The organism is Agromyces sp. NPDC127015 (assembly GCF_042725165.1).
GTDB classification, from domain to species: Bacteria; Actinomycetota; Actinomycetes; order Actinomycetales; family Microbacteriaceae; genus Agromyces; species Agromyces chromiiresistens.
On the sequence record NZ_JBHXDI010000001.1, the window covers coordinates 910892 to 936665 of the forward strand.

Consider the following 25774-nt stretch of genomic DNA (forward strand, 5'->3'; position numbering starts at 1 on the left):
CGAGGGGGCCGCACTCCGATAGCCTCGACCGGTGCCTGCGACACCGCCCTACGACGCCGACCCCTTCGACCGATACGGCAGCGACGTGCTCGCCGGTGACTGGAAGGCCCGCGGCCGCACCGTGATCCCCGCCGTCGAGGCGGAGCGCGACCTCGTGGTCGAGCTCGCCGACTCGGGCTACTGCGGCGCCGTGGTGCGCGTCGAGAAGGGCGTCGTCGTGCTCGAGGACCGATACGGCAAACAGCGGATGTTCCCGCTCGGCCACGGGTTCCTCGTCGAAGGGCGCGCGGTGCAGCTCACGGCACCCAGGCCGAAGGCCCCGACCGGGCGGCTGCGCACCGCGTCGGGATCGTTCGCGGTCGAGCAAGGACCTGCGAAGGTCGCCCTGCCGAGCCGCATCTTCGTCGAGGGCCGGCACGACGCCGAGCTCGTCGAGAAGGTCTGGGGCGCCGACCTGCGCGTCGAGGGCGTCGTCGTCGAGTACCTCGAGGGGGTGGACGTGCTCGATGAGGTGCTCGCCGAGTTCCGCCCCGGCCCCGGGCGCAGGGCGGGAGTCCTCGTCGACCACCTGGTGCCCGGTTCGAAGGAGCAGCGCATCGCCGACGCGGTGGCGCGCGGACCCTACCGGTCGGACGTGCTCGTGGTCGGCCACCCGTACATCGACGTCTGGCAGTCGGTGAAGCCAGCCCGCCTCGGCCGGGAGGCCTGGCCCGTCGTCCCCCGCGGAACCGAGTGGAAGCACGGCGTGTGCGAGGCCTTCGGCTGGCCGCACGCCGACCAGGCCGACATCGCCCGCGCGTGGCAGCACATCCTCGGCCGGGTGCGCGGCTACGGCGATCTCGAACCGGCGCTGCTCGGACGGGTCGAGGAGCTCATCGACTTCGTGACCGCACCGGCCTGACGAGACCGGTCGCGTCGCTCGCCAGCGCCGCGGGAACGCGGTCAGATCGACGACCCGCCGTCGCTGTGCACGAGCTGGCCGGTGACCCACCGCGCATCGTCGGACACGAGGAATCGCACGAGCCGCGCCGTGTCGTCGGGCGTGCCGAGCCGACCGGTCGGCTGCTGCGCCGTGAGCGCGGCGCGCGTCGCGGCATCCATCCACCCGGTGTCGATCGGGCCCGGGTTGACCAGGTTCGCCGTGATGCCGAGCGGCGCGAGCTCTCGTGCGGCGGCGACGACGATGCGATCGAGCGCCCCCTTCGACGCCCCGTACGGCACGTTGCCGACGATGTGATCGCTCGTCAGCGCGACGATGCTGCCGCCGCCTGCGGGAACCTGCCCGGCGAACGCCTGCACCAGCAGCAGCGCGGCGCGCGTGTTCACGGCGAAGTGGCGGTCGAAGCTCTCGACCGAGGTGTCGAGCACGCCCGAGTCGACACTCTGGGCGTGCGACAGCACGAGCGCCCGGATCGGGCCGAGGGCGGCGGATGCCTCGGCGAAGAGCCGTGCGGGAACGGCGGGGTCGGCCAGGTCGGCGTCGAGGCCGATCGCACCGGCGCCGATCGCGCGGAGATCGGCCTCGAGGCTCGCCGGATCGCGATCGGGATCGCCGCCGAGCCCCATGCGCCGGTCGTAGTCGGCGAGATGGCTGAACGCGATGTCCCAGCCGTCGGCCGCGAGCCGCGTCGCGATCGCCCACGCGATCGTGTTGCGCCGGCCTGCTCCGGTGATGAGCGCGACGGGGCGGTGCATGTGACTCCTCGGGACGTGCGGTCGGGGGCTCGGCGGATCAGCCTACCGTCGTGCCGAACGCGAGGCCGAGCAGATAGGTGACCGCGGCGGCGCCGAGCCCGATCGAGAGCTGACGCAGTGCGCGCTTCAGCGGCGAGGCGCCGGACAGGAGGCCGACGGTCGCGCCCGTCGCGAGCAGCGCGATTCCGACGAGCACGGTCGCCGTCACGACCGCGGCGAGGCCGGTCATTCCGAACAGGTACGGCAGGACTGGGATGAGCGCGCCCGACGCGAAGAAGCAGAAGCTCGAGATCGCCGCGGAGAGTCCAGTGCCGATCGCCTCGTCGTCGTCGGCCTCGATCGCGAGCGCATCGGTGGGCGCCTGCGCCAGCTCGGCCGCCTGCACGCGGGCCACGACGAGTGCCGCGTGCTCGATGGCGTCGTCGGGCTCCATGCCGCGGGCGCGGTACACGAGGGCGAGCTCGTTCGCGTCGACGTCGAGGTGCGGCAGCGCGTCTCTCGTCGTGGGGTCGGGCGCGGATGCCTCGAGCAGCTCCCGCTGGGATCGCACCGACACGTACTCCCCCGCCCCCATCGACAGTGCACCGGCGAGCAGGCCGGCGATCCCCGTGAACAGCACGACGCTCGCCGGCACGCCCGTCGCGCCGATGCCGAGCACGAGCGCGAGGTTCGAGACGAGCCCGTCGTTCGCGCCGAAGACGGCGGCGCGGAAGGTTCCGGCGAGGCGCCGTCGGCCCCGTGCCGCGAGCCCTCGCACGACCTCGCCGTGGATGCGTTCGTCCGCGGCCATCGCCGCCGTCGCGTCGGGGTCGGTCGCGTACGGCGATCGCGCCTCGGCCCGCTGCGCGAGTGCGAGCACGAAGATCGAGCCGAAGCGGCGCGCGAGCGAGGCGAGCATGCGGGTGCGGACGTCGGCACGCGGAACGCCCGCCTCGTCGCCGCCGAGCAGGCCGAGCCAGTGCGCCTCGTGGCGACCCTCAGCCGCGGCGAGGGCGAGCAGGATCTCGCGCTCCTCGCCGTCGCGACGGGCGGCGAGCTCTCGGTAGACGGCCGCCTCCGCACGTTCCGCGGCGAGATACCGTCGCCAGCGATCACGGTCGGCCGGGGTGCCCTGCGGCGCCACGTCGGTCATCGTGCCTCCTCGTCGTGGTGCGGGCGCGGTCCGACGCCGGCATGCGCCCGCGACATCGCGCGGCCGTGTCACGGCCGACGACCACGCTATCGGGCGCCCCGGCCGCGGCGGCCCGGTTGTGCGGGATTGGCAGCTTTTCGGACGGCCGAACACCCGCACGGATGCCTCCGGCCGGTGCCGAGGCATCCACGCCGCCACGGGCGGGAACCGAGGGGCGCGGACGGGAGCAGCCGGCCCGTCAGCCGACGAGCTTGTTCCAGCCGTCGCCGTCGACGTGCTCGAAGATGAGGTTGGTCTCGGTATGCGCGACCGCAGGGTGGCCGGTGAGGTGGGCCAGGACGAACTCGCGCAGCTCTTCGGCGTCGCGGGCCGCGACGTGCAGCAGGTAGTCCTCTGCTCCCGCCATGTGGAACACGCCGAGCACACCCGGCAGATGCGGCACCTGGGCGCGGAAGGCGTCGATCTCGCCGCGGTCGTGCTTGACGAGCCGAACGGCGATGAGCGCCTGGAGCGAGACGCCGAGCGAGGCGAGGTCGACGTCGACGCGATAGCCGCGCACCGTGCCGAGCGACTGCAGGCGGCGCAGGCGCAACGAGACCGTCGACTCGGCCACGCCCACCTCGGCGGCGAGTGCGGCTCCGGAGGCACGCGCGTTCGTCGACAGCGCCTGGAGGAGCGCGCGGTCGACGCGGTCGAGTTCGGGCTTCTGCGCCATGCGTGCGCTCCCATCGATCGAGTATGCAGATGCTTCGAGATTTCCAGACTATCCCACTGATCGTTCGAGCCGAGTTGTTTCTGGTGACAGGATCTGCTTTCGTTCCTGCCATGCAGACATCGTCGTCGCATCTCGAGACCCGCGCCGTCCACGGCGGAATGCGCGGTGTCCGGGAGAGCGGATCCCATGTGCCCGTCATCGACTTCTCGACCACCAACCCGCTCGGCTCGGTCGAGACCGGCGGGCTCTCGTACGAGGAGCTCGCCACCGGTCACGACCTCGGCGATGGCCGCTCGGCCGTCTACCAGCGTCTCTGGCAGCCCGGCGTCGCCCGGTTCGAGGAGTCGCTCGCCGGGCTCGAGGGCACCGACGGGGCCGTCGCCTTCGGCAGCGGCATGGCGGCCCTCGCCGCCGTGCTCATCGCGACCGCCTCGGCGGGCCGGCCGCACATCGTGGCGGTGCGCCCGCTCTACGGCGGCACCGATCATGTGCTCGAGAGCGGCCTGCTCGGCACCGACGTCACCTGGGCGACGGTCGACGAGGTCGCGGCGGCGATCCGCCCGGACACGGGTCTCGTCGTCGTCGAGACGCCGGCGAACCCGACCCTCGAACTCGTCGACCTGCGCCGGCTCGCGGCCGTCGCGGGCGAGGTGCCGGTGCTCGTCGACAACACGTTCGCGACCCCCGTGCTGCAGCGTCCCGCCGAGCACGGCGCGCGGCTCGTGCTGCACAGCGCGACGAAGTACCTCGGGGGCCACGGCGACGTCATGGGCGGGGTCGTGGCAGCCGACCGCGAGTGGGTCGAACGGCTGCGGCGCGTGCGCGCGCTCACCGGCGGGCTGCTGCATCCGATGGCGGCCTATCTGCTGCACCGCGGCCTGCGCACGCTCCCCCTGCGCGTGCGCGCGCAGCAGACGTCGGCGGCGGTGCTCGCGGATCGCCTGGCCTCCCACCCCGCGGTCGGCCGGGTGCACTACCCGGGGCTGCCCGGCCAGGATCCGCAGGGCCTGCTCGGCCGCCAGCTCGAGGGTGCCGGCTCGATCATCGCGATCGAGCTCGCCGGAGGGTTCGACGCCGCGGTCGCGTTCACCGAGGCGTGCGAGCTCGTCACGCATGCCGTGTCGCTCGGCGGTGTCGACTCGCTCGTGCAGCATCCCGCTTCACTCACTCACCGGCCCGTCGCCGGCGAGGCGAAGCCAGGCGACGGCGTCGTCCGGCTGTCGATCGGCCTCGAGCACGTCGACGACCTCACGGACGACCTGATGAGCGCGCTCGACGCGGCGGCCGTCATCGCGGGCATCGGGGCCGTGGCGCGGGTCTCGGCTGGCTGACCTGGATCGGATCGCCCGGGACCGCCGGTTCGACGCCGAGCGTCGGGGTCCCGGGCGAACCCGCCACGATCAGCGTCCGCCGAGTCTCCGCCGGAGCAGCTCGATGCGGGACTGCAGCTGCGTGACCGTCGCCTGTGCGACCTCGGGACCGCCGCAGGCGCGACGGAGCTCGGCGTGCACCATCGAGTGCGCCTGGCCGTTCTGTCGCGCGTAGAGGCCGACGAGGCTGTTGAGCAGCGAGCGCTGCTCCTTCAGGGTCCGGTACAGCGCGACCGGCTCGACCGAGTCGCCGTCGCCCGACACGCCCTCGGTGGATGCCGCGTGCTTGCGTCGTTCGCTCTGACGGCGCGCCTGGCGCGCCTGGCGGTGGCGCAGGAGCTCGGACACCTGTTCGGGTTCGAGCAGCCCCGGGATGCCGATGAAGTCGTACTCCTCGTCGCTGCCGGGCTCGGCGAGCGTGCCGAACTCGGTGCCGTCGAAGACGACCCGGTCGAAGCTCGCGTCGGACGCGATCGCCTGCCACGTGAACTCGTCGGCGAGCTCGTCGGACGCCTTGTCTTCGCGGTTCGCGGATTCGAGCAGACCGTCGTCGAGCCCCGGGTCGTCGTCGCCGTCGCCGTCGCGACGGTCGAGCGCATGGTCGCGGGCCCGCTCGAGCTCGGAGGCCAGCGCCATGAGCACGGGCACGTTCGGCAGGAAGACCGACGCCGTCTCGCCGCGCCGGCGTGCGCGCACGAATCGGCCGATCGCCTGCGCGAAGAACAGCGGGGTCGACGAGCTCGTCGCGTACACGCCGACCGCGAGCCGCGGCACGTCGACGCCCTCGGACACCATGCGCACCGCGACCATCCACCGACGGTCGTTGCCCGAGAACTCCTCGATCCGGTTCGAGGCGGCCTTGTCGTCGGAGAGCACGACGGTGACCGGTTCGCCGCAGATCCGCTCGAGGATCTCGGCGTAGGCGCGGGCCACGGTCTGGTCGGTGGCGAGCACGAGTCCGCCGGCGTCGGGGATCGAGTGCCGCACCTCGGTCAGGCGCCGGTCGGCCGCCTGCAGCACCGCCGGGATCCACTCGCCGGTCGGCTCGAGCGCGGTGCGCCAGGCCGACGAGGTGATGTCCTTCGTGTTGTCCTCGCCGAGCTTCGCCTCCATCTCGTCGCCCGCCTTCGTGCGCCAGCGCATGTGGCCCGCGTAGACCATGAACATGACAGGACGGACGACGCCGTCGGCGAGGGCGCGGCCGTAGCCGTACGAGTAGTCGGTCTGCGAGAGGCGGACCCCCGCGGCGTCGGGTGCGTAGTTCACGAACGGGATCGGAGCGGTGTCGCTGCGGAACGGCGTGCCGGTGAGCGACAGGCGCTTCGTCGCAGGCTCGAAGGCCTCGCGGATCGCGTCGCCCCAGGAGAGCGTGTCGCCGCCGTGGTGCACCTCGTCGAGGATGACGAGGGTGCGGCCGGAGAGGGTGAGTTCGCGGTGCAGGGCGGGACGCATCGCGACCTGGGCGTAGGTGACGGCGACGCCGTGGTAGTGCCGTGCCGAACGGCCGTGGGCGTTGCGGAATCCGGGGTCGAGGCGGATGCCGACCCTGGCCGCCGCGTCGGCCCACTGGCGCTTGAGGTGGTCGGTCGGCGCGACGACCGTGAACCGGTCGATGATGCGGCGCGAACGCAGCTCGGCGGCGAGGCGCAGGGCGAAGGTCGTCTTGCCTGCGCCCGGGGTCGCAGCGGCGAGGAAGTCGCGCGGCAGCTCGGCGAGGTACTGATCGAGGGCCTCGGCCTGCCAGGCCCGCAGCTTCGACGCGGTGCCCCATGCGGCGCGCTCGGGGAACGACGGTGAGAGGTGCTCGGCCGCCGAGGTGCCCGGCTGGGCTCCTGAAGGCGTCGCGGTACTCACTGGTTCGAGGGTAGTGGAGCCCTGCGACATCCTCGAACCGGCACCCGCCCGTACCCCGTTCTGTGCAGAATGGAGGGATGGTCACCCAGCAGCATCCCTGGTCCCGCTACGTCGCGATCGGCGACTCGTTCACCGAGGGCATCGGCGACCCCGAGCCCACCGTGCCGGGCGGCCACCGCGGATGGGCCGACCGCGTCGCGGAGGTCCTGTCGCAGGGCACCGAGGACTTCGCCTACGCCAACCTCGCGGTGCGGGGCAAGCTCATCCAGCAGATCGTCGACGAGCAGCTCGAGCCCGCGCTCTCGCTGCGGCCCGATCTCATCACGATCTCGGCGGGCGGCAACGACGTCATCCGGCCCGGCACCGATCCCGACGAGATCTCGGCGCGCTTCGAGTACGCGATCGACCGGCTCAGCCGCGACCACGCCACGATCGTGATCTTCACCGGCGTCGACGTCGGTTTCTCGCCCGTGTTCCGCGGCATCCGCGGCAAGGTCGCGATCTACAACGAGAATCTCCGTGCGATCGCGGCGAGGTACGACTGCATCGTCGCCGACCAGTGGGCGCTCTCAGAGATCCAGGACCCGCGGATGTGGGCTCCCGACCGGCTGCACCTCAACGCGCTCGGACACCACACGGTCGCGCGGATGGTGCTCGCAGCCCTGAACGTCGAGAACGACCTCGATGCGCTGACGCCCGAGCCGCTGCCCCTGACCACGTGGCGGCAGGCGCGGGTCGAAGACCTCGCGTGGGCGCGCGAGTACCTCGTGCCGTGGGTGGTCCGGCGCATCCGCCACCAGTCGTCGGGCGACTTCATCACGGCGAAGCGCCCCGAGGCGGGCCCCTACTCGCTGCCCGACTGAGCGGTGCTCTGAGCGAGGCCGTCGGGGTTCGCCAGCCGCCACCAGGTGCCGGGATCGTCGATCTCGGCGTCGAGCACGAGCGGCACCGTGATCTCGCGGTCGCCGGAGCGCACGACCGCGGTGCCGACGTCCGCCCCCTCGGCCGCGACGGTCACGGGCTTCGCGTGCACCTCGACCTCGACCGGCGTGTCGCTCCACACCACGAGCGAGGCGCCGTCGGCGGCACGCGCCTTCGCGGTGTCGCCCCACGGCGTCTCGTAGCTCGCGAGCTCCTGCCCCGCCTCGAGCGGGGCGACCTCGTGGAACCCCGGGGCGACGCTGTCGAGCAGCGTCGCGACGGCCTCTCGCAGGACCGCGTGGTTCTCGGCGCCGAGGAGCACCCCGACGACCGTGACGGTCTGCTCGCCGACCGCGTAGTCGGCCGAGAAGAGCAGGTTCGCCGCGTCGTCGGTCGTGCCGGTCTTGATGCCGTCGACGCCGTGCGTGCCGAGCAGCTTGTTCGAGTTGTCGAGCTCTCCGAGCTCGGGGATGTCGACCGACTTCGTGGAGACGATCTCGGCGAGCGTCGGCTCCGCGAGGGCGAGCTCGCCGAGCTGCACGAGGTCGGCCGGCGTCGAGATGTTGTCCATCGAGAGCCCGCTCGAATCGGCGATGCGCGTGTTCGCGAGCCCGTGGTCGGCGAGCCAGGTCGTCGCGGCGGTCACGAGACCCGCCTCCGAGCCGTACGCCCAGTTCGCGAGCGAGATCGCGTAGTTGTTGCCCGAGGGAAGCAGCATCGCCTCGAGGCTCTCCTTGAGGCTAAGCGTCGAGCCCGCCTCGACGGGCGCGACCGATCCGTTCTGGGCGATCATGTCCCAATAGATGTCGACGTCGGCCTCGGTGTACTCGATGTCGGGGCCGCCCTCGCCCGCCGGGATCGGGTGGTCCTGCAGGATCGTGAGCGCCGTGATGACCTTCGTGATGCTCGCGGTCGCCATCGGCCGGTCGGGCTCGCCCGCGGCGAGCAGGCCGTCGAAGCCCACCGCGCCGACCGCGTAGCCCCCGAAGCCGGGGAGGTCGAGCGCCTGCGCCGGCGCGGCCAGGGGTTCGGGCTGCTCGACGACCGGCGATGCCGCCGGCACGGCGGCCCCGAGCGCGTTCGCCGTGTACACCCCGCCGCCGACGACCAGCGCGAGGACGACGCCGAGCGTGCCGAAGACGGCGATGCGACGGCGCCGGTACACGCGCTTCCGCTCGGCGGGATCGGGGGTCGTCGTCATCGGGCCTCCTCGGGTTCGACGGCGACGGCGTACAGCACGACGGCCGCGGCGGCGGCGACGTTGAGCGAGTCGACGCCGTGGCGCATGGGGATGGTCACGACCCGGTCGGCGGCCGCGAGCGCGCGTCGGCTGAGGCCGTCGCCCTCCGCCCCGAACACGAGGGCGAGGCGCTCGGGCGCCGCCGCGGCGAGGTCGGGCAGCGCGACGGCGTCGTCGGCCAGGGCGAGCGCGGCGATCTCGAACCCCGCCCCGTGCAGCAGCTCGGCCGCCTCGTCCCACTCCGGCAGCCGGGTCCACGGCACCTGGAAGACGGTGCCCATGCTGACGCGTACGCTGCGCCGGTAGAGCGGATCGGCGCATCGGGGCGACACGAGCACGGCGTCGGCGCCGAGCGCCGCGACCGAACGGAAGATGGCGCCGACGTTGGTGTGATCGACGATGTCCTCGAGCACGACGACCCGGCGGGCGCCCGCGACGAGCGACGCGACTTCGGGCAGTTCGGGGCGCTCGAACGCGGCGAGCGCGCCCCGATGCACGCGGTAGCCCGTGATCTCCTCGAGCTGGTCGGGGTCGCCGAGGTGGACCGGGATGTCGAACGACTCCAGCACGGGTGCGAGCCCGTCGAGCCACTTCTCCTCCATGAGCACCGAGCGAGGTCGATGGCCGGCCGCGATGGCGCGCCGGATCACCTTCGCCGATTCGGCGATGTAGAGGCCCTCCTCGGGCTCGCGCACGCTGCGCAGCGCGACGTCGGTGAGCCTCGCGTAATCGGCGACGGCATCGGATGCCGCGTCGCGGACTCGTTCGATGTGCATGGATCTCCTCCCCTCAAGAGTGCCAGCCCGTGAAACAATCCGGAAAACGACGGCGTTTACTCTCAGGGGTGTCGAAGGGAGACGACGTGGAGCAGGCGATCGGCCGGGCGCAGGCCACCGGCATCGACGAGGCGATCGAGCTCATGCGGGGCGCGCGCGTGGCCGTGCTCACGGGCGCCGGCGTCAGCACCGACTCGGGCATCCCCGACTACCGGGGCGAGGGGGCGCCCGTTCGCACGCCGATGACGGTGCAGACGTTCCTCTCCTCCGAGTCGGCGCGCAAGCGGTACTGGGCCGGCAGCCACCTCGGATGGCGTGACTTCGCGGCGGCCGCGCCGAACACCGGCCACCGGGCGCTCGCCCGGCTCGAGGCATCCGGGGTGGTGTCGGGCATCGTGACGCAGAACGTCGACGGCCTGCACCGGCGCGCCGGGAGCCGCCACGTCGTCGAGCTGCACGGCGGCATGGACCGGGTCGTCTGCCTCGAGTGCGGGCAGCACTACGCGAGGCAGGCGATCGCCCAGGAGCTCACCGTGCAGAACCCGTGGCTCGACGCCGATCGCGCGGTGCGGCTCAACCCCGACGGAGACGTCGAGATCGACGACGTCGAGGCGATGCGCGTGCCCGTCTGCACGGTGTGCGGCGGCGTGCTCAAGCCCGATGTCGTGTTCTTCGGCGAGTTCGTGCCGGTGCCGACGTTCCGCGCCGGCGCCGCGCTCGTCGCCGGCTCCGACGTGCTGCTCGTGGCGGGCTCCTCGCTCGTCGTGAACTCCGGGATGCGGCTCCTCGAGCAGGCCCGCCGCAGCCGGCGCCCGGTCGTCATCGTCAACCGCGGCGTCACGAGGGGCGACGCCCGGGCCGCAGTGAAGATCGACGCCGGCACGAGCGAGACGCTCGCCGCCTTCGCGACCGCGCTCGATTCGTGAACCCGCCGCCCGACGTGCGAGAGTCGTCGACATGACGGATGCCTCGACGAGTGCCGCACCGGTGACGATCGCGCTCGTGCGCCACGGTGAGACGGACTGGAACGTGCAGCGCCGCATCCAGGGGCGCACCGACATCCCGCTGAACGACACCGGACGCCGCCAGGCCGTCGACACCGGCGCCGCGCTCGCCGCATCGGACAGCGACTGGGACGCGGTCTACGCGAGCCCGCTCTCGCGGGCGTCGGAGACCGCCGAGCTGATCGCCGCCGAGCTCGGCGCGCCGGTGCTCGGACATCTCGAGGCGCTCGCCGAACGGGGCTACGGCGTGCTCGAGGGGCTCGACCATGCGGGCCGTGCGGCCGTCGAGGCGCAGGCGGCCACGATCGAGGGGCTCGAGACGCGCTCCTCGGTGATCGAGCGCTCGAGCGCCGCCCTCGCGGAGATCGCGGCGGCGCACCCCGGCGGCCGTGTCGTCGTGGTGTCGCACGGCGGCGTGATCCACTCCCTCATCCTCCATCTGAGCGGCTGGACGCTGCCCTCCGCCGGCTACACCGTCACGAACGGGTCGGTGCACCTCGTGACCGCGACGGCCGGTGAGCTCGAGCTCGCGGAGCCCGATCTGCTCACCGGCACCGGGGGCTGACCCGCTGCGCCGACCTTCCGGCCGCCGCCGTCAGCGCCGCCGGCGGCCGCCCGGTTCGGCGACGACCCGCTGCATGAGTGCGTAGAGCGCGGCCGCCGACTTCGCCCACGTGTACCGTGCCGCGACTTCGACCGATGCGGCCGAGCGTCGCTCCCACTCGTCGCCGTCGTCGAGCGTGCGCAGCGCCGCGACGAGCGTCTCGGGGCGGTCGGAGTCGAAGAACAGCGCGGCGTCACCGCCGATCTCGCGGAAGATCGGGATGTCGCTCACGACGACGGGCGTGCCGAGTCGCATCGCCTCGACGAGAGGGATGCCGAAGCCCTCGGCCTTCGAGGCGTGCACGAGCGCGGTGGCGCCGGAGAGCAGCTCGGCGTACGCGGCGTCCGTCACCCCGTCGTGGAAGACGAGACGGGCCTCCGGTGCGAGCCTCGTGAGTCGCTCGCGCTCCTCGTCGCTGATGCGGCTGAGCAGGTGCAGCTCGTGGTCGGGGAGCGCGGCCGTCGCACGCACGAGCGTGTCGACGTTCTTGTACGGCATGTACGAGCCCATGTAGACGAGCCGGTGGCCGACGGGGCGGGTGCGCGGCAGGTCGGGCACGGCGAGGTCGTCGGCGGCGTTCGGCACGACCGTCACGGGCCGGCGCGTCAGCCGGTGCTCGCGGATGAGACCCGCGGTCGTCTCGGACACGGTCACGACCGCGTCGGCCCGGTCGAGGAGCGCACGCTGCGGCCACCACGCGAGGTGGTAGAGCCGCCAGAGGAGCCGGATCGCGGCGGGCAGGTCGCGCGGCGGCGTGCGGTTCTCGTAGTAGATCAGGTCGTGGAGGGTCAAGAGGAGCCGGTAGTCGCGACCCCACGAGCCCATCGTCTGCATCGGCGAGAACACGATGTCTGGGCGGAGGCGACGTACCTGGCGGGCGACGAAGGGCTCACGGGCGCTCGTCGGCGCGCTCACGAGTTGCCACGGGAGCGGCGGCAGCATCTCGAGCTGGCGGTGGTCGCTCACGAGCATCGTCACGGGATGCAGCTTCGCGAGCTCGCCCACGATGCCCGCAGTGAAGCGGCTGATGCCGTCGTGGTGCCCGATCCGGGTGTAGCGGCAGTCGACGACGATCTTCATGCCCGCTCCCCCGCCTCGAGGAAGCGGGCGATCCGGCCCGCGGCGTCGCCGGGGGTCTCGTAGTGGATGAGGTGCCCGACCTCGGGGATGACCTCGAGGGTCGCGTCGGGGAACCGCGTGACGAGCCGTCGCTGGGCTTCGAGCGGAGTGACGTCGTCGCGCTCGGCCGCGACGAGCAGCGTCGGCACCGCGATGTCGGCCGCGTACTCGCCGACGTTGTGGCTGACCGAGGCGCGGAACGCCTCGAGCAGCTGGTCGCGGTCGCCGAAGTCGGAGAAGTAGCGGTCGTGCTGGTCGTGGATCCAGCGACGGAGCTCGCGATCGCGGGTCTTGGCCATCGTCACGCTCATCACCCGGACGATCGCACCGTTGCGGAGCAGGGCGAAGCCGGCCCGCTCGGGCAGCGCAGCCGACGCGCGGTAGTAGACGACGGCGAGCCGGGTCATCACGCCTCTCGGCCCCTCGAGCGCCGGGGCGCCGATCGGGTTCACGAGCACGAGCCGGCGCGGGGCGAGGCCGCCGGCCACCGCCGCGCTCGCCACGATCGACCCGAACGAGTGGCCGAGCAGGTCGTAGTCGCCGTCGAGGCCGACCGCATCGACGAAGGCGGCGAGCCAGCGCGCATAGCCGTCGATGTCGTGGGCGCGGTCGGCGAAGACGGCCGACGCACCGAACCCGGGCAGGTCTGGCGAGACGATGCGGTAGCCCGGCAGCTGCGCCACGATCGGTTCGAGCCCGTGGTGGTCGCCGCGGAAGCCGTGTACGAGGACCAGCACCGGCGCGCCCGCGTCGCCGTACTCCCACCACGCGGTCGACGTGCCGTCGACGTCGATGCGGTGCTCCCTGACTGGGATGCGGTCGAGCGCGGAGGCGTACGGCGAGGCGATCATCCCCGCCATTCTACGGACGGCGACTGCGCGCGACCTGCGCGTCGCGGCCCGTGCTCGCCGCGTCGCGCGGGAATGCACGGCCCGGGGTCAGGACACGCGATCGGCTGCACCGGTGATGACGGTGGCGCTGCATAGCCTGTGGCACATGGATGCTGTGAACGGGGCCCGCTGGGCCGACACCCTCGCCGTCTTCGACCTCGAGACGACCGGGATCGACGTCGACGTGTGCCGCATCGTCACGGCGCACGTGGGCGTGCTCGGTGCCTCGGGCGAGGTGCTCGAGCGGCGCGAATGGCTCGTCGATCCGGGCGTCGAGATCCCGACGGCCGCCTCGCTCATCCACGGCGTCACGACCGAACGGGCTCGACTCGAAGGGCAGAACGCCGCGACCGCGGTCGCCGAGATCATCGGCGAGCTCGCATCGGCCGCGGCGAAGGGCCTGCCGATCGTCGCGTACAACGCCGCGTACGACCTCACCGTGCTCGCGCGGGAGGCCGAGCGCTACGGGCTCGCCCCGCTGCCGGGCCCGGGCCCGGTCGTCGACCCGCTCGTCATCGACAAGGCGGTCGACCGCTACCGCAGGGGCAAGCGCACGCTCTCGGTCACGGCCGCCCACTACGGCGTCCGCCTCGACGACGCGCACGACGCGGGCGCCGACGCGGTCGCGGCCGGGCGGGTCGCACAGGCCATCGCGCGGGCCTACCCCGAGCTCGCGGCCCTCGCGATCGGCGACCTGCACGCACGGCAGGTCGAATGGTGCCGCGACCAGGCCGAGAGCTACCAGGCGTGGCGACGCGGCAACGGCGAGCCCGAATTCACGACGTCGGGAGCGTGGCCCGTGCGCGTTCGCACCGGCGCCTGATGCGAGGACGACGAAGGGGCGGGCGACCTCGGTCGCCCGCCCCTTCGTTCGGCTGGATTACTTGCCGAAGTTCTTGAAGCGCTGGTTGAACTTCTCGACGCGGCCGGCCGAGTCCATGATGCGCTGCTTGCCCGTGTAGAACGGGTGCGACTCGCTCGAGATCTCGACGTCGATGACCGGGTAGGTGACACCGTCGAGCTCGACCGTCTTGTCGCTCGTCGCGGTCGAGCGCGTGAGGAACGTGGCGCCCGAAGCCAGGTCGCGGAAGACGATGGCGTTGTACTCGGGGTGGATGTCGGTCTTCATGGAGACTTCCTTGGATTTCGGTTGATAGAGCGATCGGATGATGTTCGAGCTCCCGCCGCGCGAGTGACGCACCTTCGCGGTGCCGTTCGTCGGCGGGAAAGCATGCTGGCCCCGAGGGCCAGCTAACGAGTTTAGCAGAGTCGAGGCGCGAACGTCTCAGACGGCGCGCGCGGCGAACCGCCCGTCGCGCTCGGTGAGCTCGATCTTCATGTCGAAGGTGGTGCTCAGCGCCTCGGCCGTGAGCGCCTCGGCGAGCGGGCCCGCCGCGACGATGCCGCCCTTCGACAGGAGCAGCGCGTGCGTGAAGCCGACCGGGATCTCCTCGACGTGGTGGGTGACCATGACGATCGCCGGAGACGCCGGCGACGCGGCGTAGCCGCCGAGGAGCCCGACGAGCTCTTCGCGGGCGCCGAGGTCGAGGCTCGCGGCCGGCTCGTCGAGGAGCAGGAGCTCGGGGTCGGTCATGACCGAACGGGCGATCTGCACGCGCTTCTGCTCGCCGTCGGACAGGCTGCCGAACCGGCGGCCCGAGAAGCCCTCGAGGCCCCACTCCTTGAGCACGCGCTCGGCGCGACGGAGGTCGATGCCCTCGTACTCCTCGTTCCAGCGCCCCGTGACCGAGTACGCCGCGGTGAGCACGACGTCGAGCACGGTCTCGTCGCGCGGGATGCGGCGGGCCATCGCCGTCGAGGCGAAGCCGATCATCGGGCGGAGCTCGAAGACGTCGACCTTGCCGAGCTTCTCCTGCAGCACCTCGGCCTTGCCCGAGGTCGGGTGCATCGCAGCGGCGGCGATCTGCAGCAGCGTGGTCTTGCCCGCACCGTTCGGCCCGAGCACGACCCAGCGCTCGTCGGAGTCGACGCTCCACGTCACCGAGTCGAGGATCGTGTTGCCATCTCGGACCACCGACACATCCCGGAACTGCAGAACCGTACTCGCACTCGCCATGCGTCCAATGCTATCGGGAGCGAAGTCGCCCTCCGGCGCACCCGTCGGGTCAGCGGCCGAGCACCCGCTCGTACACCTCGATCGTTCGGGCGGCGATCGCGTCCCACGCGAACTGCGTCTCGGCGCGCCTGCGGCCGGCCGCGCCCATCTCGGCGGCACGCGCCGGATCGGCGACGACGCGCGTGAGCGCCGCAGCGAGATCGGCGACGAAACGGTCGGGGTCGAGCGGCGTGCCCGTGCCGTCGTCGGCCTGCTCGATCGGCACGAGCACGCCCGTGACGCCGTCGTCGACGACCTCGGGGATGCCCCCGGTCGCGGTGCCGACGACGGGCGCGCCGCAGGCCATCGCCTCGAGGTTGACGATGCCGAGGGGCTCGTAGATCGAGGGGCACACGAAGCACGTCGCCGCGGTGAGCAGTGCGGTGAGCTCGTTCCTGGGCAGATGGCGGTCGATCCAGACGACGCCGTCGCGCTCGGCGCGCAGGCCCTCGACGAGGCCCTCGACCTCGGCCATGATCTCAGGGGTGTCGGGAGCGCCAGCGCAGAGCACGAGCTGCACGTCGGCGGGCAGCAGCCGCGCCGCGCGCAGCAGGTACGGCAGGCCCTTCTGCCGGGTGATGCGGCCGACGAACACGATCGAGGGCCGTTCGGGGTCGACGCCGAGCGCGCTCACGGCGTCGGCGTCGTTCGAGGGCGCCCAGTCGGTGAGGTCGATGCCGTTGTAGACGACCTCCACGCGAGCGGGGTCGAGGTCGGGATACGAGCGCAGGATGTCGCGGCGCATGCCGTCGCTCACCGCGATGACGGCGTCGGCATCGGTGAAGGCGGCCCGCTCGACCCACGAGCTCAACCGGTAGCCGCCGCCGAGCTGCTCGGCCTTCCACGGTCGCAGCGGCTCGAGGCTGTGCGCGGTGACCACGTGCGGAACGCCGTGCAGTCGCTTGGCGGTGAAGCCGGCGAAGTTCGCGTACCACGTGTGCGAGTGCACGAGATCGGCGCCCGCGGAGTCGCCGGCGATGAGCAGGTCGACGGCCATCGTCGAGAGTGCGGCGTTCGCCTCGGCGAACTCGGCAGGCACCGGGTAGGCGGTCGTGCCGGCCTCCGTGCGCGGCGCCCCGAAGCAGCGCACCTGCACGTCGATGCTCGCCCTCAGCGCGCGGACGAGCTCTGCGGCGTGCACGCCGGCACCCCCGTAGACCTCGGGCGGATACTCACGAGTGAGGAGGTCGACGCGCATGCTGCAACGCTAGCGCAGGGGCCGGTGACACGCTCCGAAACCGGGAGCACCGAATCGCCGCCGGCTGGTTACAGTGGGCACATGGTTGCGCGCAAGGTCTTCGGTATCGTCCTCGCCGGCGGCGAGGGCAAGCGGCTCATGCCACTGACGGAAGACCGGGCGAAACCCGCCGTGCCCTTCGGCGGCCAGTACCGGCTCATCGACTTCGCACTGTCGAACCTGTTGAACTCCGGCCTTCGCCAGGTCGTCGTGCTGACCCAGTACAAGTCGCACTCGCTCGACCGGCACGTGTCGCAGACGTGGCGGCTCAACGGCCTCCTGAACTCCTACGTCGCGTCGGTGCCGGCGCAGCAGCGTCTGGGCAAGCGCTGGTTCTCGGGATCGGCCGACGCCATCCTGCAGAGCCTCAACCTCATCTACGACGAGCGGCCCGACCTCATCGTCGTCGTCGGCGCCGACCACGTCTACCGCATGGACTTCTCGCAGATGATCGACGCGCACGTCGAGTCTGGGGCCGCCGCCACGGTCGCCGCCATCCGGCAGCCGATCGCGCTCGCGAACCAGTTCGGCGTCATCGAGGTCGATCCCGCCTCCCCCGAGCGCATCAACCGGTTCCTCGAGAAGCCGAACGACCCCGTCGGCCTGCCCGACTCCCCCGGCGAGGTGCTCGCCTCCATGGGCAACTACGTGTTCGACGCGCAGGCCCTCATCGACGCGGTGCTGAGCGACGGCGAGCAGTCCTCGTCGAGCCACGACATGGGCGGCGACATCATCCCCGCCTTCGTCGACCGCGGCGAGGCGGGGGTCTACGACCTGCAGCGCAACGAGGTGCCCGGCTCGACCGATCGCGATCGCTACTACTGGCGCGACGTGGGAACGATCGACTCGTTCTTCGAGGCGCATCAGGACCTCATCTCGGTGCTGCCGGTCTTCAACCTCTACAACCGGGAATGGCCCATCTTCAGCCAGCAGCTCAACTCGCCCCCGGCGAAGTTCACGCGCGATGCGCGGGGTTCGCTCGGCACCGTGATCGACTCGATCGTGTCGCTGGGCTCCGTCATCTCGGGTGCGCACGTCGAACGGAGCGTCCTCGGCCCGTGGGCGATCGTCGGCTCGGGGGCGCACGTCGCCGACTCGATCCTCTTCGATCGCGCACGCATCGAGGCCGGAGCGACGGTGCAGCGCGCCATCCTCGACAAGGAGGTGGTCGTCGAAGCCGGCGCACGCATCGGCGTCGACCGCGCCGAGGACGTCGCGCGGGGCTTCATCGTGACCGACAGCGGCATCACCGTCGTGGGCAAGGGCTCGCGCGTCCGGACGCACGCGTGAGCGCCGCGCAGACAGGCCGCTCCGGCGGCCCGCTCGTCGTGCTCGACGCCGACTCGACGCTCATCCGAGAGGAGGCGATCGAGCTGCTCGCCGAAACCGCCGGCAGCCTCGAGCACGTCGCCGCCGTGACCGAGCGGGCCATGCGCGGCGAACTCGACTTCGCGGCGAGCCTGCGCGAGCGCGTCGCGACCCTCGCGGGTGTCGAGACCGCCGTGTTCGACGAGGTGCGGACCCGCATGACCCCGACGCCCGGCGTCGAGGCCCTCATCGCCGGCGTGCACGCCGCGGGTGGTCGCGTCGGCGTGGTGTCGGGCGGTTTCCACGAGCTGCTCGACCCCCTCGCCGAACGACTGGGACTCGACTTCTGCCGGGCGAACCGGCTCGCGGTCGTCGACGGCCGGCTCACGGGCGTGGTCGACGGGCCGATCATCGACGCCGAGGCGAAGCGCCTCGCGCTCGAGGAATGGGCCGACCGCAGCGCGATCCCGCTCGGCCGAACGGTCGCCGTGGGCGACGGGGCGAACGACCTCCGCATGCTCGACCGCGCGGCGCTCGGCGTCGCATTCTGCGCGAAGCCGATCGTGAGGGCGCAGGCCGACGTCGCGGTCGACCGACCCGACCTCGCTCAGGTGCTCGCGCTGCTCGGCCTGCGCGGCTGAGCCGCGTCGGCGGGAGCGTCGGACGCGCTCAGTGCCCCATGCCGAGGCCGCCGTCGACGGGGATGACGGCACCCGAGATGTACCCGGCGTCGTCGCCCGCGAGCCAGGCCACGACCCGCGCGACCTCGTCGGGAGACGCGAATCGTCCGAGCGGGATGTTCTTCTTGTACTCCGCCTGCTGCGCCTCGGGCAGCTCATCGGTCATGTCGGTCTCGATGAACCCCGGCGCGACGACATTCGCGGTGATGTTGCGGGCGCCGAGCTCGCGGGTGAGCGAGCGGGCCATGCCGACCAGGCCGGCCTTCGACGACGAGTAGTTGATCTGGCCGGGCGAGCCGTAGAGCCCGACGACGCTCGAGATGAGCACGATGCGGCCGAACCGCGCCTTCAGCATGCCCTTCGACGCCCGCTTGACGACGCGGAACGCGCCCGTGAGGTTGGTGTCGATGACGCTCGTGAACTCGTCCTCGCTCATGCGCAGGAGGAGGGTGTCGCGGGTGATGCCCGCATTGGCGACGACGACCTCGACGGGGCCGAGCTCGGCCTCGATCTCGGTGAACGCGCGGTCGATCGACTCGGCGTCGGTGACGTCGGCCCGCACGGTGAGCGAGCCCTCGGGCCCCTCGCCGGAGCGGGCGGTGACGGCGACGCGGTGCCCCTGGGCGATGAACTCGCGGGCGATGGCGTAGCCGATGCCCCGGTTGCCACCGGTCACGAGGACGGTACGGCTCGTCGTCATGCTGGACTCCGTTTCAAGGGTCGATGCGGGGAACTGGCCGTGCGGCCCGTCCCAGCATAGAGTGTCCCGTTCTCGGCATCCGTCGGGTCGCGACGGACGTAGGCTTGAAGCAAGAGGAGCGCCGTCAGATCCCGGCGACCACCATGAAGCAGCAGTCGATCACCTCGCTGCCGCCCTCCCCCGAAGCGGAGCGGCGCGCACGCATGATCAAGTACACGATCGCGATGACGATCCGGGTCGCCTGCATCTTCGCCATGCTCTTCGCGAAGGGATGGTGGCTCGCGGTCTTCGCAGCCGGGGCGATCTTCCTCCCCTACATCGCGGTCGTGCTCGCGAACGCGCAGGGTTCGGGTCGCGCGGGCCGTGCCGTCCGTCCCGATCGCGCCCTGCCCGCCGGACCGTCCGCGCCCTCACCGGACGAAGGCGACGGAACCCGATGATCGGCGGACTCTCCGGCGCCCCCGACGGCGCCGTCTGCTCCCGCGCCGCGTGCACGACGGCCGCGACCTGGCGCATCGAATGGCGCAACCCCAAGATCCACACGGGCGACCGCAGCAAGACGTGGCTCGCCTGCGACGAGCACGTCGACTACCTGCGCGGGTTCCTCGAGGCCCGCTCGTTCCCGGTCTCCGTCGCCGCCTTCGGTCATGACGAGCGCGGCGCGGATGCCTCGACGGGAGGCCGCTCGTGAACGACTGGCGCTTCCTCCTCAGCGGCCGCTGGGCCGGGTACCTCGTCCTCGTGGTGATCTTCGCGATCGCGTGCTCGGCCCTCGGCACCTGGCAGCTCAACCGCCGCGCCGAGGCGCTCGCCGAGGTCGCCCGCATCGACGCGAACTACGACGCCGACGCCGTTCCCGTCGCCGAGGCGCTCCCCGACCCGGGCGCGTTCGACATCGACCAGCGCTGGCAGGTCGTGTCGCTCGAGGGCGAGTACCTGGCCGCCGACGAGGTCGTGGTGCGGAACCGACCGCTGGGCGGCAACGTGGGCTTCGAGGTCATCACCCCGTTCCGCCTCGACGACGGCACGGTGTTCATGGTCGACCGCGGGTGGATCCCGGAGGCGCCCGACGGACGACCGGGCGATATTCCGGCCGCGCCCTCGGGCGAGGTCGTGGTCGAGGCGCGCCTGAAGGCGGGTGAGGGCACGATCGCGGGCCGAACGTCGACGGGCACCGAGCTCGCGACGATCGATCTCGACGAACTCGCCGCACGGATCGACGCCCCCGCCTACACCGGCGCGTACGGCCTGCTCGTGCAGTCGCCCGACGACGCCGCCGAGCCGCCGCTCGCGGCCCCACGCCCCGAGCGCGACGAGGGGCCGCACCTGTCGTACGCGCTGCAGTGGTTCGTGTTCGCCCTGCTCGCGTTCATCGGCCTGGGTTGGGCGGCGAACCAGGAGCGCAAGGGCCTCGCCGAGGCATCCACGGGCAGCGGCGGCGACCGCGGTCCGCAGCGCCGCGCACCGCGGCGACCCGAGCGGAAGGCCCGCCGCGACGAGGACGCCGACGTCGAGGACGGGATCCTCGACCGCCGGTAGGGCGCTCCCGGTCGATCGCTGCGGTGCGGCCGCGTGCGCGCGTCAAGCCAGTTCGATGAGCTCCTGGTACTCGGCCGACCAGTGGTCCTCCACGCCGTCGGGCAGGATGAGCACGCGCTCGGGGTTGAGCGCCTCGACGGCGCCCGGGTCGTGCGAGACGAGCACGACGGCGCCCTCGAAGTGCGAGAGCGCGTCGAGGATCTCGTCGCGGCTCGCGGGGTCGAGGTTGTTGGTGGGCTCGTCGAGCAGCAGCACGTTGGCGCCGGACACCACGATCATCGCGAGCGCGAGGCGCGTCTTCTCGCCGCCCGAGAGCACACCGGCCGGCTTGTGCACGTCGTCGCCGGTGAAGAGGAACGAACCGAGCACCTTGCGCGCCTCGGTCTCGGTGAGGTTCGGCGAGGCCGACACCATGTTCTCGAGCACTGTGCGCTTGACGTCGATCGTCTCGTGCTCCTGCGCGAAGTAGCCGATGCGCAGGCCGTGGCCGGGCTCGAGCTGCCCGGTGTCGGGCTGGTCGACGCCGGCGAGGATGCGCAGGAGCGTCGTCTTGCCGGCGCCGTTCAGGCCGATCACGACGACCTTCGAGCCGCGGTCGATCGCGAGGTCGACGGCGGTGAAGATCTCGAGCGAGCCGTAGCTCTTCGACAGGTCCGAGGCCTGCAGCGGCGTTCGACCGCAGGCCGCGGGCGTCGGGAAGCGCAGCTTCGCGACGCGGTCGACCTGGCGCACCTCGTCGAGCCCTGCGAGCAGCTTCTCGGCGCGCGCGACCATCTGGTGGGCCGCGGCCGCCTTCGAGGCCTTGGCGCCGAACTTCGCCGCCTGGAGCTTCAGCACGTCGGCCTTCTTCTCGGCGTTGGCGCGCTCCTTCTTGCGGCGCTCCTCGTCGGCGGCGCGCTGGCGCTGGTAGTGCTTCCACCCCATGTTGTAGACGTCGATGACCGATCGGTTGGCGTCGAGGTAGAACACGCGGTTCACGACCTCGCCGACGAGCTCGACATCGTGCGAGATGACGATGACACCGCCCTTGTAGCCCTTGAGGAACTCGCGCAGCCACACGACGGAGTCGGCGTCGAGGTGGTTCGTGGGCTCGTCGAGGATCATCGTGGAGGCGTCGCTGAACAGGATCCGAGCGAGCTCGATACGCCGGCGCTGGCCACCGGACAGGGTCTTCAGGGGCTGGTCGAGGATGCGGTCGGGCAGGTTGAGGTTCGAGGCGATCGACGCGGCCTCCGCCTCGGCGGCGTACCCGCCCAGCGCGTTGAAGCGGTCGGTGAGGTTGCCGTACTTCTTCATCGCCTTCTCGGCCACGACCGGGTCGTCGCTGCCCATGTTCATGGATGCCTCGTGCATGCCGAGCACGAGCGAGCCGAGGCCGCGTGCGTCGAGGATGCGGGTGCGTGCGAGCATCTCGGGATCTCCCGACCGCGGGTCCTGCGGGAGATAGCCGATCTCGCCCGAGCGGTCGATGCGACCGTCGGTGGGCAGGGTCTCACCCGCGAGGGTCTTCGTGAGGGTCGTCTTGCCGGCGCCGTTCCGGCCGACGAGGCCGATCTTGTCGCCGTCGGATACACGGAAAGAGACGTTCTCCATGAGCAGGCGCGCGCCGACGCGGATCTCGAGGTCGTGGACGGCGAGCACGGCGGGCCTCCTGGCGGGGTGGGTTCGATGGTGCCGAGTGGCACAGCCTCCCAGTCTAACCGGCGGCGCGCGGCCGCCTCGCGCGATGTCGGCAGCGTCGGGCAGACTCGCAGCATGACGACGGATGCCTCGCACGATTCCGCGGTCGAGGCGCTGCGCGCGGCCCGGCTCCGGGCGCAGGGGCTCGTGACCCCGTTCGGCTCCCCCGCCGACGCGATCGAGCGGCTCGTCTGCGTGCAGGCGCAAGACCTCGCCGCAGCGAAGTGGGTGCTCGGCGCGCGCGTCCGCGACTCGAGCGAGGCGTCGATCGACGCCGCGATCGAGGGCCGGCTGCTGCTCAGGTCGTGGCCGATGCGCGGCACGCTGCACTTCGTCGACCCGGTGATGCTGCGTCCGATCCTCCGGCTCGCGTCGCCCCGGGTCCGCATGCGCTCGGCGAAGATGGAGCGCGACGAGGGCATCGACGAGCAGGTGCTCGCCACCGTCCGGGGCATCGCGGTCGCGCTGCTCGAGGGCGGGCGCTCCGCGACCCGCGACGAACTGCAGGCCGCCTGGAGCGCTGCCGGTGTCTCGACGACGGGCCAGCGCGGCTATCACCTGATCTGGCTGCTCGCGAGCGAAGGGCTCCTGTGCAACGGCCCGATCGAGACGCGTGCGCGACAGCGCTTCGTGCTCCTCGACGAGTGGTCGCCAGCGGGCGCGTCCGACCTCGGCGACGACGAGGCGCTCGCCCGGCTGTTCGCGGGGTACGCCCGGGGGCACGGTCCCGTCTCGGCTCGCGACTTCGCCTGGTGGACCGGGCTCACGCTCACGCAGGCTCGCGCCGCGGTCGATCTGGCGGGCGGCGCGGTCACCGCATGGGACGACGAGCGATTCGTCGCAGCCGACGCGCCGAGCACGGGCGGTTCCGCGTCGGGGCATCACGTGCTCGCGCCGTTCGACGAGTACTTCCTCGGCTATGGCGATCGCTCCGCCTTCTGCTCCCCCGACGACGCGCTGCGCGTCGTGCCGGGCAAGAACGGCCTGTTCCTGCCGATCCTGGTGCGCGACGGCGAAGTAGTGGGCACGTGGCGCCGCTCCCCCGAGCGGCGTGCCGGCACCACCGTGACGCTCGCACCCTTCCTGGCGGGGTGCGAGCTCGACGGGTTCCGGCCCGCCCTCGATCGCTGGGCGGCGTTCTGGTCGGCCCGGCTCGCCGGGGTCGAGGTGGAGCCGACCGAGGTGGGGCCGACCGCCTGACGGCACGGCGCCGCACACTCGCGCGGGGACGCGTCCCCATGGCGCCGCCGGAACGACGAAGGGTCGGACGCCCGAGGCATCCGACCCTGTCGATCGCGCCGCGCGAACTACTGCTGGAAGTCCGCCTGCAGCTCGAGCGTGATGGTGACCTGGTCGCCGAGCAGCACGCCGCCGGTCTCGAGGGCGGTGTTGTACAGGAGGCCGAAGTCCTCGCGGTTGATGACGGCCTTCGCCGACGCGCCGCCCTTGTAGTTGCCGTAGGGGTCGCCGCCGAAGCCGCCGAACTCGAAGTCGAACGTGACGGGCTTCGTGATGCCGCGGATCGTGAGGTCGCCGTCGACCTTGAAGTCGCCCTTCTCGACGCGCACCCCGGTCGAGACGAAGTCGATCGTCGGGTAGGTCTCGGCCTCGAAGAAGTCGCCGGTGCGCAGGTGGGCGTCGCGGTTGGGCTCGTTCGTCGACACCGACGCGACCTCGGCCGAGGCGGTCACGGACGACTCGAGCGGGTTCTCCGCGGTCACGAAGGTCGCGTCGAAGCGCTCGAACTTGCCCTTGACCTTGCTGATCATGAGGTGGCGGATCTGGAAGCCGACCTCGCTGTGGGCGGTGTCGATCTTCCAGGTGCCAGCGCGATAGCCGGGGATCTCGATCGTCGGGGCGGTGGTCGTCATAGGTCGCTGTTCTCCAGTTCGATATCTCGGGGCCGATCGGCCTCACGTATGCAAACGCATGGATCTGCCGGATCTATTCCCGGAACCGGGGAACTTTCTTCGCGGACTCCCGACCCGCTCGACATTCAGCTCAATTCGCGCCGCAGGGCGAGCACGCGCGTCACGGCGTCGTCGAGCCGCGCCTCGGAGATGCGCCCGGACGCCACGGCGTCCGTGATCGCCCCGACGAGCCCGTCGACCGAGATGCCGAACTCGGAGGGATCGGCGGGAAGCACGTAGAGCAGCAGGTCGGCACCGGCCGCCACGGCGCGCACCGCGTTCTCCCCGGGGTCGGCGTACTCGGGGAGCCCGTTGTGCTGCAGCATCAGCATGTCGTCGGTCACCACGACGCCGTCGAACCCGAGCTCGTCGCGGAGGATGCGGTGCCACGCGGGCGAGAGCGACGCCGGCGCCGGGTCGATGGCGGGATACGCGAGGTGTCCCGTCATCACGAGCTCCGCCCCCGCGTCGATCCCGGCGGTGAACGGGAGCGCCGGGCCGGCACGCCACGCGGCGAGGTCGAGCGGCGCGCTCGGAACGCTCGAGTGCGAGTCGCCGGGCGCGGCACCGTGCCCGGGGAAGTGCTTGAGCGTCGTGGCGACGACGCCGCGCTCGCCTCGGACGGCCGCCGCGACGCGATCGGCCGCCGCTTGCGGGTCGGTGCCGAGCACTCGTCCGGCGATGAACGAGTCGGGGTCGTCCGTGACGTCGGCGATGACGCCGAAGTTGACGTTCGCCCCGCCCGCGTCGACGCTCTGCGCGCGAGCCGCGAACGCCGCGGTCGTGTCGGACGGCGGTGCAGCGCGGAGGGTGCCGGCACTCGCCGCCGTGTCCCAGTCGAGACGCTGCACCTCGCCGCCCTCCTCGTCGACGGCGATGAGCGGCGGGAGCGCGGGATCGACCGTGAGCGCACCGGTCAGTGCGCGCAGCGACGCCGCGTCGCCCGCGATGTTGTCGCCCATGAGGATGACTCCCGACACCCCCTGGTCGAGGTAGGTGCGCAGCGGTCCAGGATCGGTGCCGGGTGCGTGCAGCATCAGGAGTGCGGCCGCCTTCTCGGCCGCGGTCATCGTCGAGACCCGGTCGGAGACCCAGTCCTCGGAGGCGTCGGCCGTCGGCGTGGCCATGGCCGTCGGCGTCGCGGATCCCTCGGGGCCGGTCGTCGCTCGCGTGGGCGCGCTCGCGGGTGCGCACCCGACGAGGAGCGCCGCTGCGACGGCGAGCACGGCGGGCGGGAGAAGGCGGGGGGAACGCACCCGGCGAGTGTACGCTGCGTGTCTGATC

At 72.0% G+C, this 25774-nt stretch carries 27 protein-coding genes; 12 read left to right on the forward strand and 15 right to left on the reverse strand.

From position 1 onward, the window contains the following. Nucleotides 1-31 precede the first annotated feature (31 nt). Nucleotides 32-901 carry a DUF3097 domain-containing protein gene (locus ACFWGP_RS04255; protein ID WP_231431022.1) on the forward strand — a complete coding sequence of 290 codons (870 nt, stop codon included), beginning with the start codon at nucleotides 32-34 and terminating at the stop codon, nucleotides 899-901. Nucleotides 902-942: 41 nt separating this feature from the next. Here ACFWGP_RS04255 and ACFWGP_RS04260 read toward each other — a convergent pair whose 3' ends face one another. From ACFWGP_RS04260 to ACFWGP_RS04270, 3 genes are all read right to left on the reverse strand, one after another. After that, the gene (locus ACFWGP_RS04260) at nucleotides 943-1695 is read right to left on the reverse strand and encodes an SDR family oxidoreductase (protein ID WP_376930189.1); all 753 of its coding nucleotides are present in this window, start codon (nucleotides 1693-1695) and stop codon (nucleotides 943-945) included. A gap of 37 nt (nucleotides 1696-1732) precedes the next feature. Then, entirely contained in the window at nucleotides 1733-2827 is a 1095-nt protein-coding gene (locus tag ACFWGP_RS04265) for a VIT1/CCC1 family protein (RefSeq protein ID WP_231431020.1), read from the reverse strand. A 238-nt stretch (nucleotides 2828-3065) separates the two neighbouring features. Further along, nucleotides 3066-3542: an Lrp/AsnC family transcriptional regulator gene (locus tag ACFWGP_RS04270; RefSeq protein WP_231431019.1), complete on the reverse strand. Its 477-nt coding sequence runs from the start codon at nucleotides 3540-3542 to the stop codon at nucleotides 3066-3068. A gap of 110 nt (nucleotides 3543-3652) precedes the next feature. On the opposite strand from ACFWGP_RS04270, the gene ACFWGP_RS04275 reads away from it, so the two are divergent. Then, nucleotides 3653-4873, forward strand: a complete 1221-nt coding sequence (locus tag ACFWGP_RS04275; RefSeq protein WP_376930190.1) for a trans-sulfuration enzyme family protein — start codon at nucleotides 3653-3655, stop codon at nucleotides 4871-4873. A 69-nt stretch (nucleotides 4874-4942) separates the two neighbouring features. On the opposite strand, the gene ACFWGP_RS04280 is transcribed toward ACFWGP_RS04275, so the two are convergent. After that, nucleotides 4943-6796, reverse strand: coding sequence for a DEAD/DEAH box helicase (locus ACFWGP_RS04280; RefSeq protein WP_374201119.1), 1854 nt, complete (start codon nucleotides 6794-6796; stop codon nucleotides 4943-4945). 47 nt (nucleotides 6797-6843) lie between these two features. Between ACFWGP_RS04280 and ACFWGP_RS04285 the strand changes: the two genes are divergently transcribed. Continuing rightward, complete coding sequence (locus tag ACFWGP_RS04285) at nucleotides 6844-7629, forward strand: SGNH/GDSL hydrolase family protein (protein WP_231431017.1); 786 nt, start codon at nucleotides 6844-6846, stop codon at nucleotides 7627-7629. Here ACFWGP_RS04285 and ACFWGP_RS04290 read toward each other — a convergent pair. Continuing rightward, nucleotides 7611-8888 (reverse strand): D-alanyl-D-alanine carboxypeptidase family protein, encoded by a 1278-nt coding sequence (locus tag ACFWGP_RS04290; protein WP_376930191.1) that lies wholly within the window; start codon nucleotides 8886-8888, stop codon nucleotides 7611-7613. The two genes, ACFWGP_RS04285 and ACFWGP_RS04290, sit on opposite strands and share 19 nt — an antisense overlap. After that, entirely contained in the window at nucleotides 8885-9703 is an 819-nt protein-coding gene (locus ACFWGP_RS04295; RefSeq protein ID WP_231431015.1) for an RNA methyltransferase, read from the reverse strand. The genes ACFWGP_RS04290 and ACFWGP_RS04295 overlap by 4 nt, the downstream gene beginning before the upstream one ends. 143 nt (nucleotides 9704-9846) lie before the next feature. Between ACFWGP_RS04295 and ACFWGP_RS04300 the strand changes: the two genes are divergently transcribed. Together ACFWGP_RS04300 and ACFWGP_RS04305 are read left to right on the forward strand one after the other, a co-directional pair. Then, nucleotides 9847-10629 (forward strand): Sir2 family NAD-dependent protein deacetylase, encoded by a 783-nt coding sequence (locus ACFWGP_RS04300; protein ID WP_376930429.1) that lies wholly within the window; start codon nucleotides 9847-9849, stop codon nucleotides 10627-10629. A gap of 31 nt (nucleotides 10630-10660) precedes the next feature. Beyond that, complete coding sequence (locus tag ACFWGP_RS04305; protein WP_376930192.1) at nucleotides 10661-11272, forward strand: histidine phosphatase family protein; 612 nt, start codon at nucleotides 10661-10663, stop codon at nucleotides 11270-11272. Between the two features lie 30 nt (nucleotides 11273-11302). Here ACFWGP_RS04305 and ACFWGP_RS04310 read toward each other — a convergent pair whose 3' ends face one another. Further along, complete coding sequence (locus ACFWGP_RS04310; protein WP_231431013.1) at nucleotides 11303-12391, reverse strand: glycosyltransferase family 1 protein; 1089 nt, start codon at nucleotides 12389-12391, stop codon at nucleotides 11303-11305. Then, complete coding sequence (locus tag ACFWGP_RS04315; RefSeq protein ID WP_376930193.1) at nucleotides 12388-13281, reverse strand: alpha/beta fold hydrolase; 894 nt, start codon at nucleotides 13279-13281, stop codon at nucleotides 12388-12390. Before ACFWGP_RS04315 ends, ACFWGP_RS04310 begins: the two co-directional genes overlap by 4 nt. 145 nt (nucleotides 13282-13426) lie before the next feature. On the opposite strand from ACFWGP_RS04315, the gene ACFWGP_RS04320 reads away from it, so the two are divergent. Beyond that, nucleotides 13427-14143: an exonuclease domain-containing protein gene (locus tag ACFWGP_RS04320; RefSeq protein ID WP_376930194.1), complete on the forward strand. Its 717-nt coding sequence runs from the start codon at nucleotides 13427-13429 to the stop codon at nucleotides 14141-14143. Nucleotides 14144-14200: 57 nt separating this feature from the next. Here the strand turns inward: ACFWGP_RS04320 and ACFWGP_RS04325 are convergent, their stop codons facing one another. The 3 genes from ACFWGP_RS04325 to glgA all read right to left on the reverse strand — a co-directional run bounded on the left by ACFWGP_RS04325 (nucleotide 14201) and on the right by glgA (nucleotide 16634). Then, nucleotides 14201-14449 carry a type B 50S ribosomal protein L31 gene (locus tag ACFWGP_RS04325; RefSeq protein WP_231431010.1) on the reverse strand — a complete coding sequence of 83 codons (249 nt, stop codon included), beginning with the start codon at nucleotides 14447-14449 and terminating at the stop codon, nucleotides 14201-14203. 156 nt (nucleotides 14450-14605) lie between these two features. After that, the gene (locus ACFWGP_RS04330) at nucleotides 14606-15397 is read right to left on the reverse strand and encodes an ABC transporter ATP-binding protein (RefSeq protein WP_231431009.1); all 792 of its coding nucleotides are present in this window, start codon (nucleotides 15395-15397) and stop codon (nucleotides 14606-14608) included. 49 nt (nucleotides 15398-15446) lie between these two features. Further along, the gene (gene glgA, locus ACFWGP_RS04335; RefSeq protein ID WP_275505796.1) at nucleotides 15447-16634 is read right to left on the reverse strand and encodes a glycogen synthase; all 1188 of its coding nucleotides are present in this window, start codon (nucleotides 16632-16634) and stop codon (nucleotides 15447-15449) included. Nucleotides 16635-16715: 81 nt separating this feature from the next. On the opposite strand from glgA, the gene glgC reads away from it, so the two are divergent. Then, nucleotides 16716-17963, forward strand: coding sequence for a glucose-1-phosphate adenylyltransferase (glgC, locus tag ACFWGP_RS04340; protein ID WP_231431007.1), 1248 nt, complete (start codon nucleotides 16716-16718; stop codon nucleotides 17961-17963). Continuing rightward, nucleotides 17960-18622 (forward strand): phosphoserine phosphatase SerB, encoded by a 663-nt coding sequence (gene serB / locus ACFWGP_RS04345; protein WP_376930195.1) that lies wholly within the window; start codon nucleotides 17960-17962, stop codon nucleotides 18620-18622. Before glgC ends, serB begins: the two co-directional genes overlap by 4 nt. Before the next feature lie 28 nt (nucleotides 18623-18650). Here serB and ACFWGP_RS04350 read toward each other — a convergent pair whose 3' ends face one another. After that, nucleotides 18651-19361, reverse strand: coding sequence for a beta-ketoacyl-ACP reductase (locus ACFWGP_RS04350; protein WP_231431005.1), 711 nt, complete (start codon nucleotides 19359-19361; stop codon nucleotides 18651-18653). A 104-nt stretch (nucleotides 19362-19465) separates the two neighbouring features. On the opposite strand from ACFWGP_RS04350, the gene ACFWGP_RS04355 reads away from it, so the two are divergent. From ACFWGP_RS04355 to ACFWGP_RS04365, 3 genes are read left to right on the forward strand one after another with little or no spacing between them, the layout of a single operon-like run. Next, nucleotides 19466-19801, forward strand: coding sequence for a DUF3099 domain-containing protein (locus tag ACFWGP_RS04355; protein WP_231431004.1), 336 nt, complete (start codon nucleotides 19466-19468; stop codon nucleotides 19799-19801). Beyond that, the gene (locus tag ACFWGP_RS04360; protein WP_231431003.1) at nucleotides 19798-20052 is read left to right on the forward strand and encodes a hypothetical protein; all 255 of its coding nucleotides are present in this window, start codon (nucleotides 19798-19800) and stop codon (nucleotides 20050-20052) included. The genes ACFWGP_RS04355 and ACFWGP_RS04360 overlap by 4 nt, the downstream gene beginning before the upstream one ends. Then, nucleotides 20049-20900 carry an SURF1 family protein gene (locus ACFWGP_RS04365; RefSeq protein ID WP_231431002.1) on the forward strand — a complete coding sequence of 284 codons (852 nt, stop codon included), beginning with the start codon at nucleotides 20049-20051 and terminating at the stop codon, nucleotides 20898-20900. The genes ACFWGP_RS04360 and ACFWGP_RS04365 overlap by 4 nt, the downstream gene beginning before the upstream one ends. 42 nt (nucleotides 20901-20942) lie before the next feature. Here ACFWGP_RS04365 and ACFWGP_RS04370 read toward each other — a convergent pair whose 3' ends face one another. After that, on the reverse strand, nucleotides 20943-22541 hold the full coding sequence (locus tag ACFWGP_RS04370) for an ABC-F family ATP-binding cassette domain-containing protein (RefSeq protein WP_231431001.1): 1599 nt from the start codon (nucleotides 22539-22541) through the stop codon (nucleotides 20943-20945). 114 nt (nucleotides 22542-22655) lie between these two features. Between ACFWGP_RS04370 and ACFWGP_RS04375 the strand changes: the two genes are divergently transcribed. Beyond that, the gene (locus ACFWGP_RS04375) at nucleotides 22656-23780 is read left to right on the forward strand and encodes a winged helix DNA-binding domain-containing protein (RefSeq protein ID WP_376930196.1); all 1125 of its coding nucleotides are present in this window, start codon (nucleotides 22656-22658) and stop codon (nucleotides 23778-23780) included. Between the two features lie 107 nt (nucleotides 23781-23887). On the opposite strand, the gene ACFWGP_RS04380 is transcribed toward ACFWGP_RS04375, so the two are convergent. Both ACFWGP_RS04380 and ACFWGP_RS04385 read right to left on the reverse strand, forming a co-directional pair. Continuing rightward, nucleotides 23888-24451, reverse strand: a complete 564-nt coding sequence (locus ACFWGP_RS04380; protein WP_231430999.1) for a YceI family protein — start codon at nucleotides 24449-24451, stop codon at nucleotides 23888-23890. Between the two features lie 125 nt (nucleotides 24452-24576). Beyond that, nucleotides 24577-25746 carry a glycoside hydrolase family 3 N-terminal domain-containing protein gene (locus tag ACFWGP_RS04385; protein WP_376930197.1) on the reverse strand — a complete coding sequence of 390 codons (1170 nt, stop codon included), beginning with the start codon at nucleotides 25744-25746 and terminating at the stop codon, nucleotides 24577-24579. Between the last annotated feature and the right edge of the window lie 28 nt (nucleotides 25747-25774).

Excerpts from the sequence above, each read along its gene's own strand:
- ACFWGP_RS04325 (WP_231431010.1), bottom strand. The coding sequence starts at position 14,449 with ATGAAGACCGACATCCACCCCGAGTACAACGCCATCGTCTTCCGCGAC.
- glgA (WP_275505796.1), bottom strand. The coding sequence starts at position 16,634 with ATGCGCGTCGACCTCCTCACTCGTGAGTATCCGCCCGAGGTCTACGGG.
- ACFWGP_RS04260 (WP_376930189.1), bottom strand. The coding sequence starts at position 1,695 with ATGCACCGCCCCGTCGCGCTCATCACCGGAGCAGGCCGGCGCAACACG.
- ACFWGP_RS04375 (WP_376930196.1), top strand. The coding sequence starts at position 22,656 with ATGACGACGGATGCCTCGCACGATTCCGCGGTCGAGGCGCTGCGCGCG.
- glgC (WP_231431007.1), top strand. The coding sequence starts at position 16,716 with ATGGTTGCGCGCAAGGTCTTCGGTATCGTCCTCGCCGGCGGCGAGGGC.
- ACFWGP_RS04350 (WP_231431005.1), bottom strand. The coding sequence starts at position 19,361 with ATGACGACGAGCCGTACCGTCCTCGTGACCGGTGGCAACCGGGGCATC.
- ACFWGP_RS04295 (WP_231431015.1), bottom strand. The coding sequence starts at position 9,703 with ATGCACATCGAACGAGTCCGCGACGCGGCATCCGATGCCGTCGCCGAT.
- ACFWGP_RS04270 (WP_231431019.1), bottom strand. The coding sequence starts at position 3,542 with ATGGCGCAGAAGCCCGAACTCGACCGCGTCGACCGCGCGCTCCTCCAG.
- ACFWGP_RS04300 (WP_376930429.1), top strand. The coding sequence starts at position 9,847 with ATGCGGGGCGCGCGCGTGGCCGTGCTCACGGGCGCCGGCGTCAGCACC.
- ACFWGP_RS04315 (WP_376930193.1), bottom strand. The coding sequence starts at position 13,281 with ATGATCGCCTCGCCGTACGCCTCCGCGCTCGACCGCATCCCAGTCAGG.
- ACFWGP_RS04305 (WP_376930192.1), top strand. The coding sequence starts at position 10,661 with ATGACGGATGCCTCGACGAGTGCCGCACCGGTGACGATCGCGCTCGTG.
- ACFWGP_RS04380 (WP_231430999.1), bottom strand. The coding sequence starts at position 24,451 with ATGACGACCACCGCCCCGACGATCGAGATCCCCGGCTATCGCGCTGGC.
- ACFWGP_RS04290 (WP_376930191.1), bottom strand. The coding sequence starts at position 8,888 with ATGACGACGACCCCCGATCCCGCCGAGCGGAAGCGCGTGTACCGGCGC.
- ACFWGP_RS04320 (WP_376930194.1), top strand. The coding sequence starts at position 13,427 with ATGGATGCTGTGAACGGGGCCCGCTGGGCCGACACCCTCGCCGTCTTC.
- ACFWGP_RS04360 (WP_231431003.1), top strand. The coding sequence starts at position 19,798 with ATGATCGGCGGACTCTCCGGCGCCCCCGACGGCGCCGTCTGCTCCCGC.
- ACFWGP_RS04310 (WP_231431013.1), bottom strand. The coding sequence starts at position 12,391 with ATGAAGATCGTCGTCGACTGCCGCTACACCCGGATCGGGCACCACGAC.
- ACFWGP_RS04265 (WP_231431020.1), bottom strand. The coding sequence starts at position 2,827 with ATGACCGACGTGGCGCCGCAGGGCACCCCGGCCGACCGTGATCGCTGG.
- ACFWGP_RS04285 (WP_231431017.1), top strand. The coding sequence starts at position 6,844 with ATGGTCACCCAGCAGCATCCCTGGTCCCGCTACGTCGCGATCGGCGAC.
- ACFWGP_RS04280 (WP_374201119.1), bottom strand. The coding sequence starts at position 6,796 with ATGTCGCAGGGCTCCACTACCCTCGAACCAGTGAGTACCGCGACGCCT.
- ACFWGP_RS04330 (WP_231431009.1), bottom strand. The coding sequence starts at position 15,397 with ATGGCGAGTGCGAGTACGGTTCTGCAGTTCCGGGATGTGTCGGTGGTC.
- ACFWGP_RS04275 (WP_376930190.1), top strand. The coding sequence starts at position 3,653 with ATGCAGACATCGTCGTCGCATCTCGAGACCCGCGCCGTCCACGGCGGA.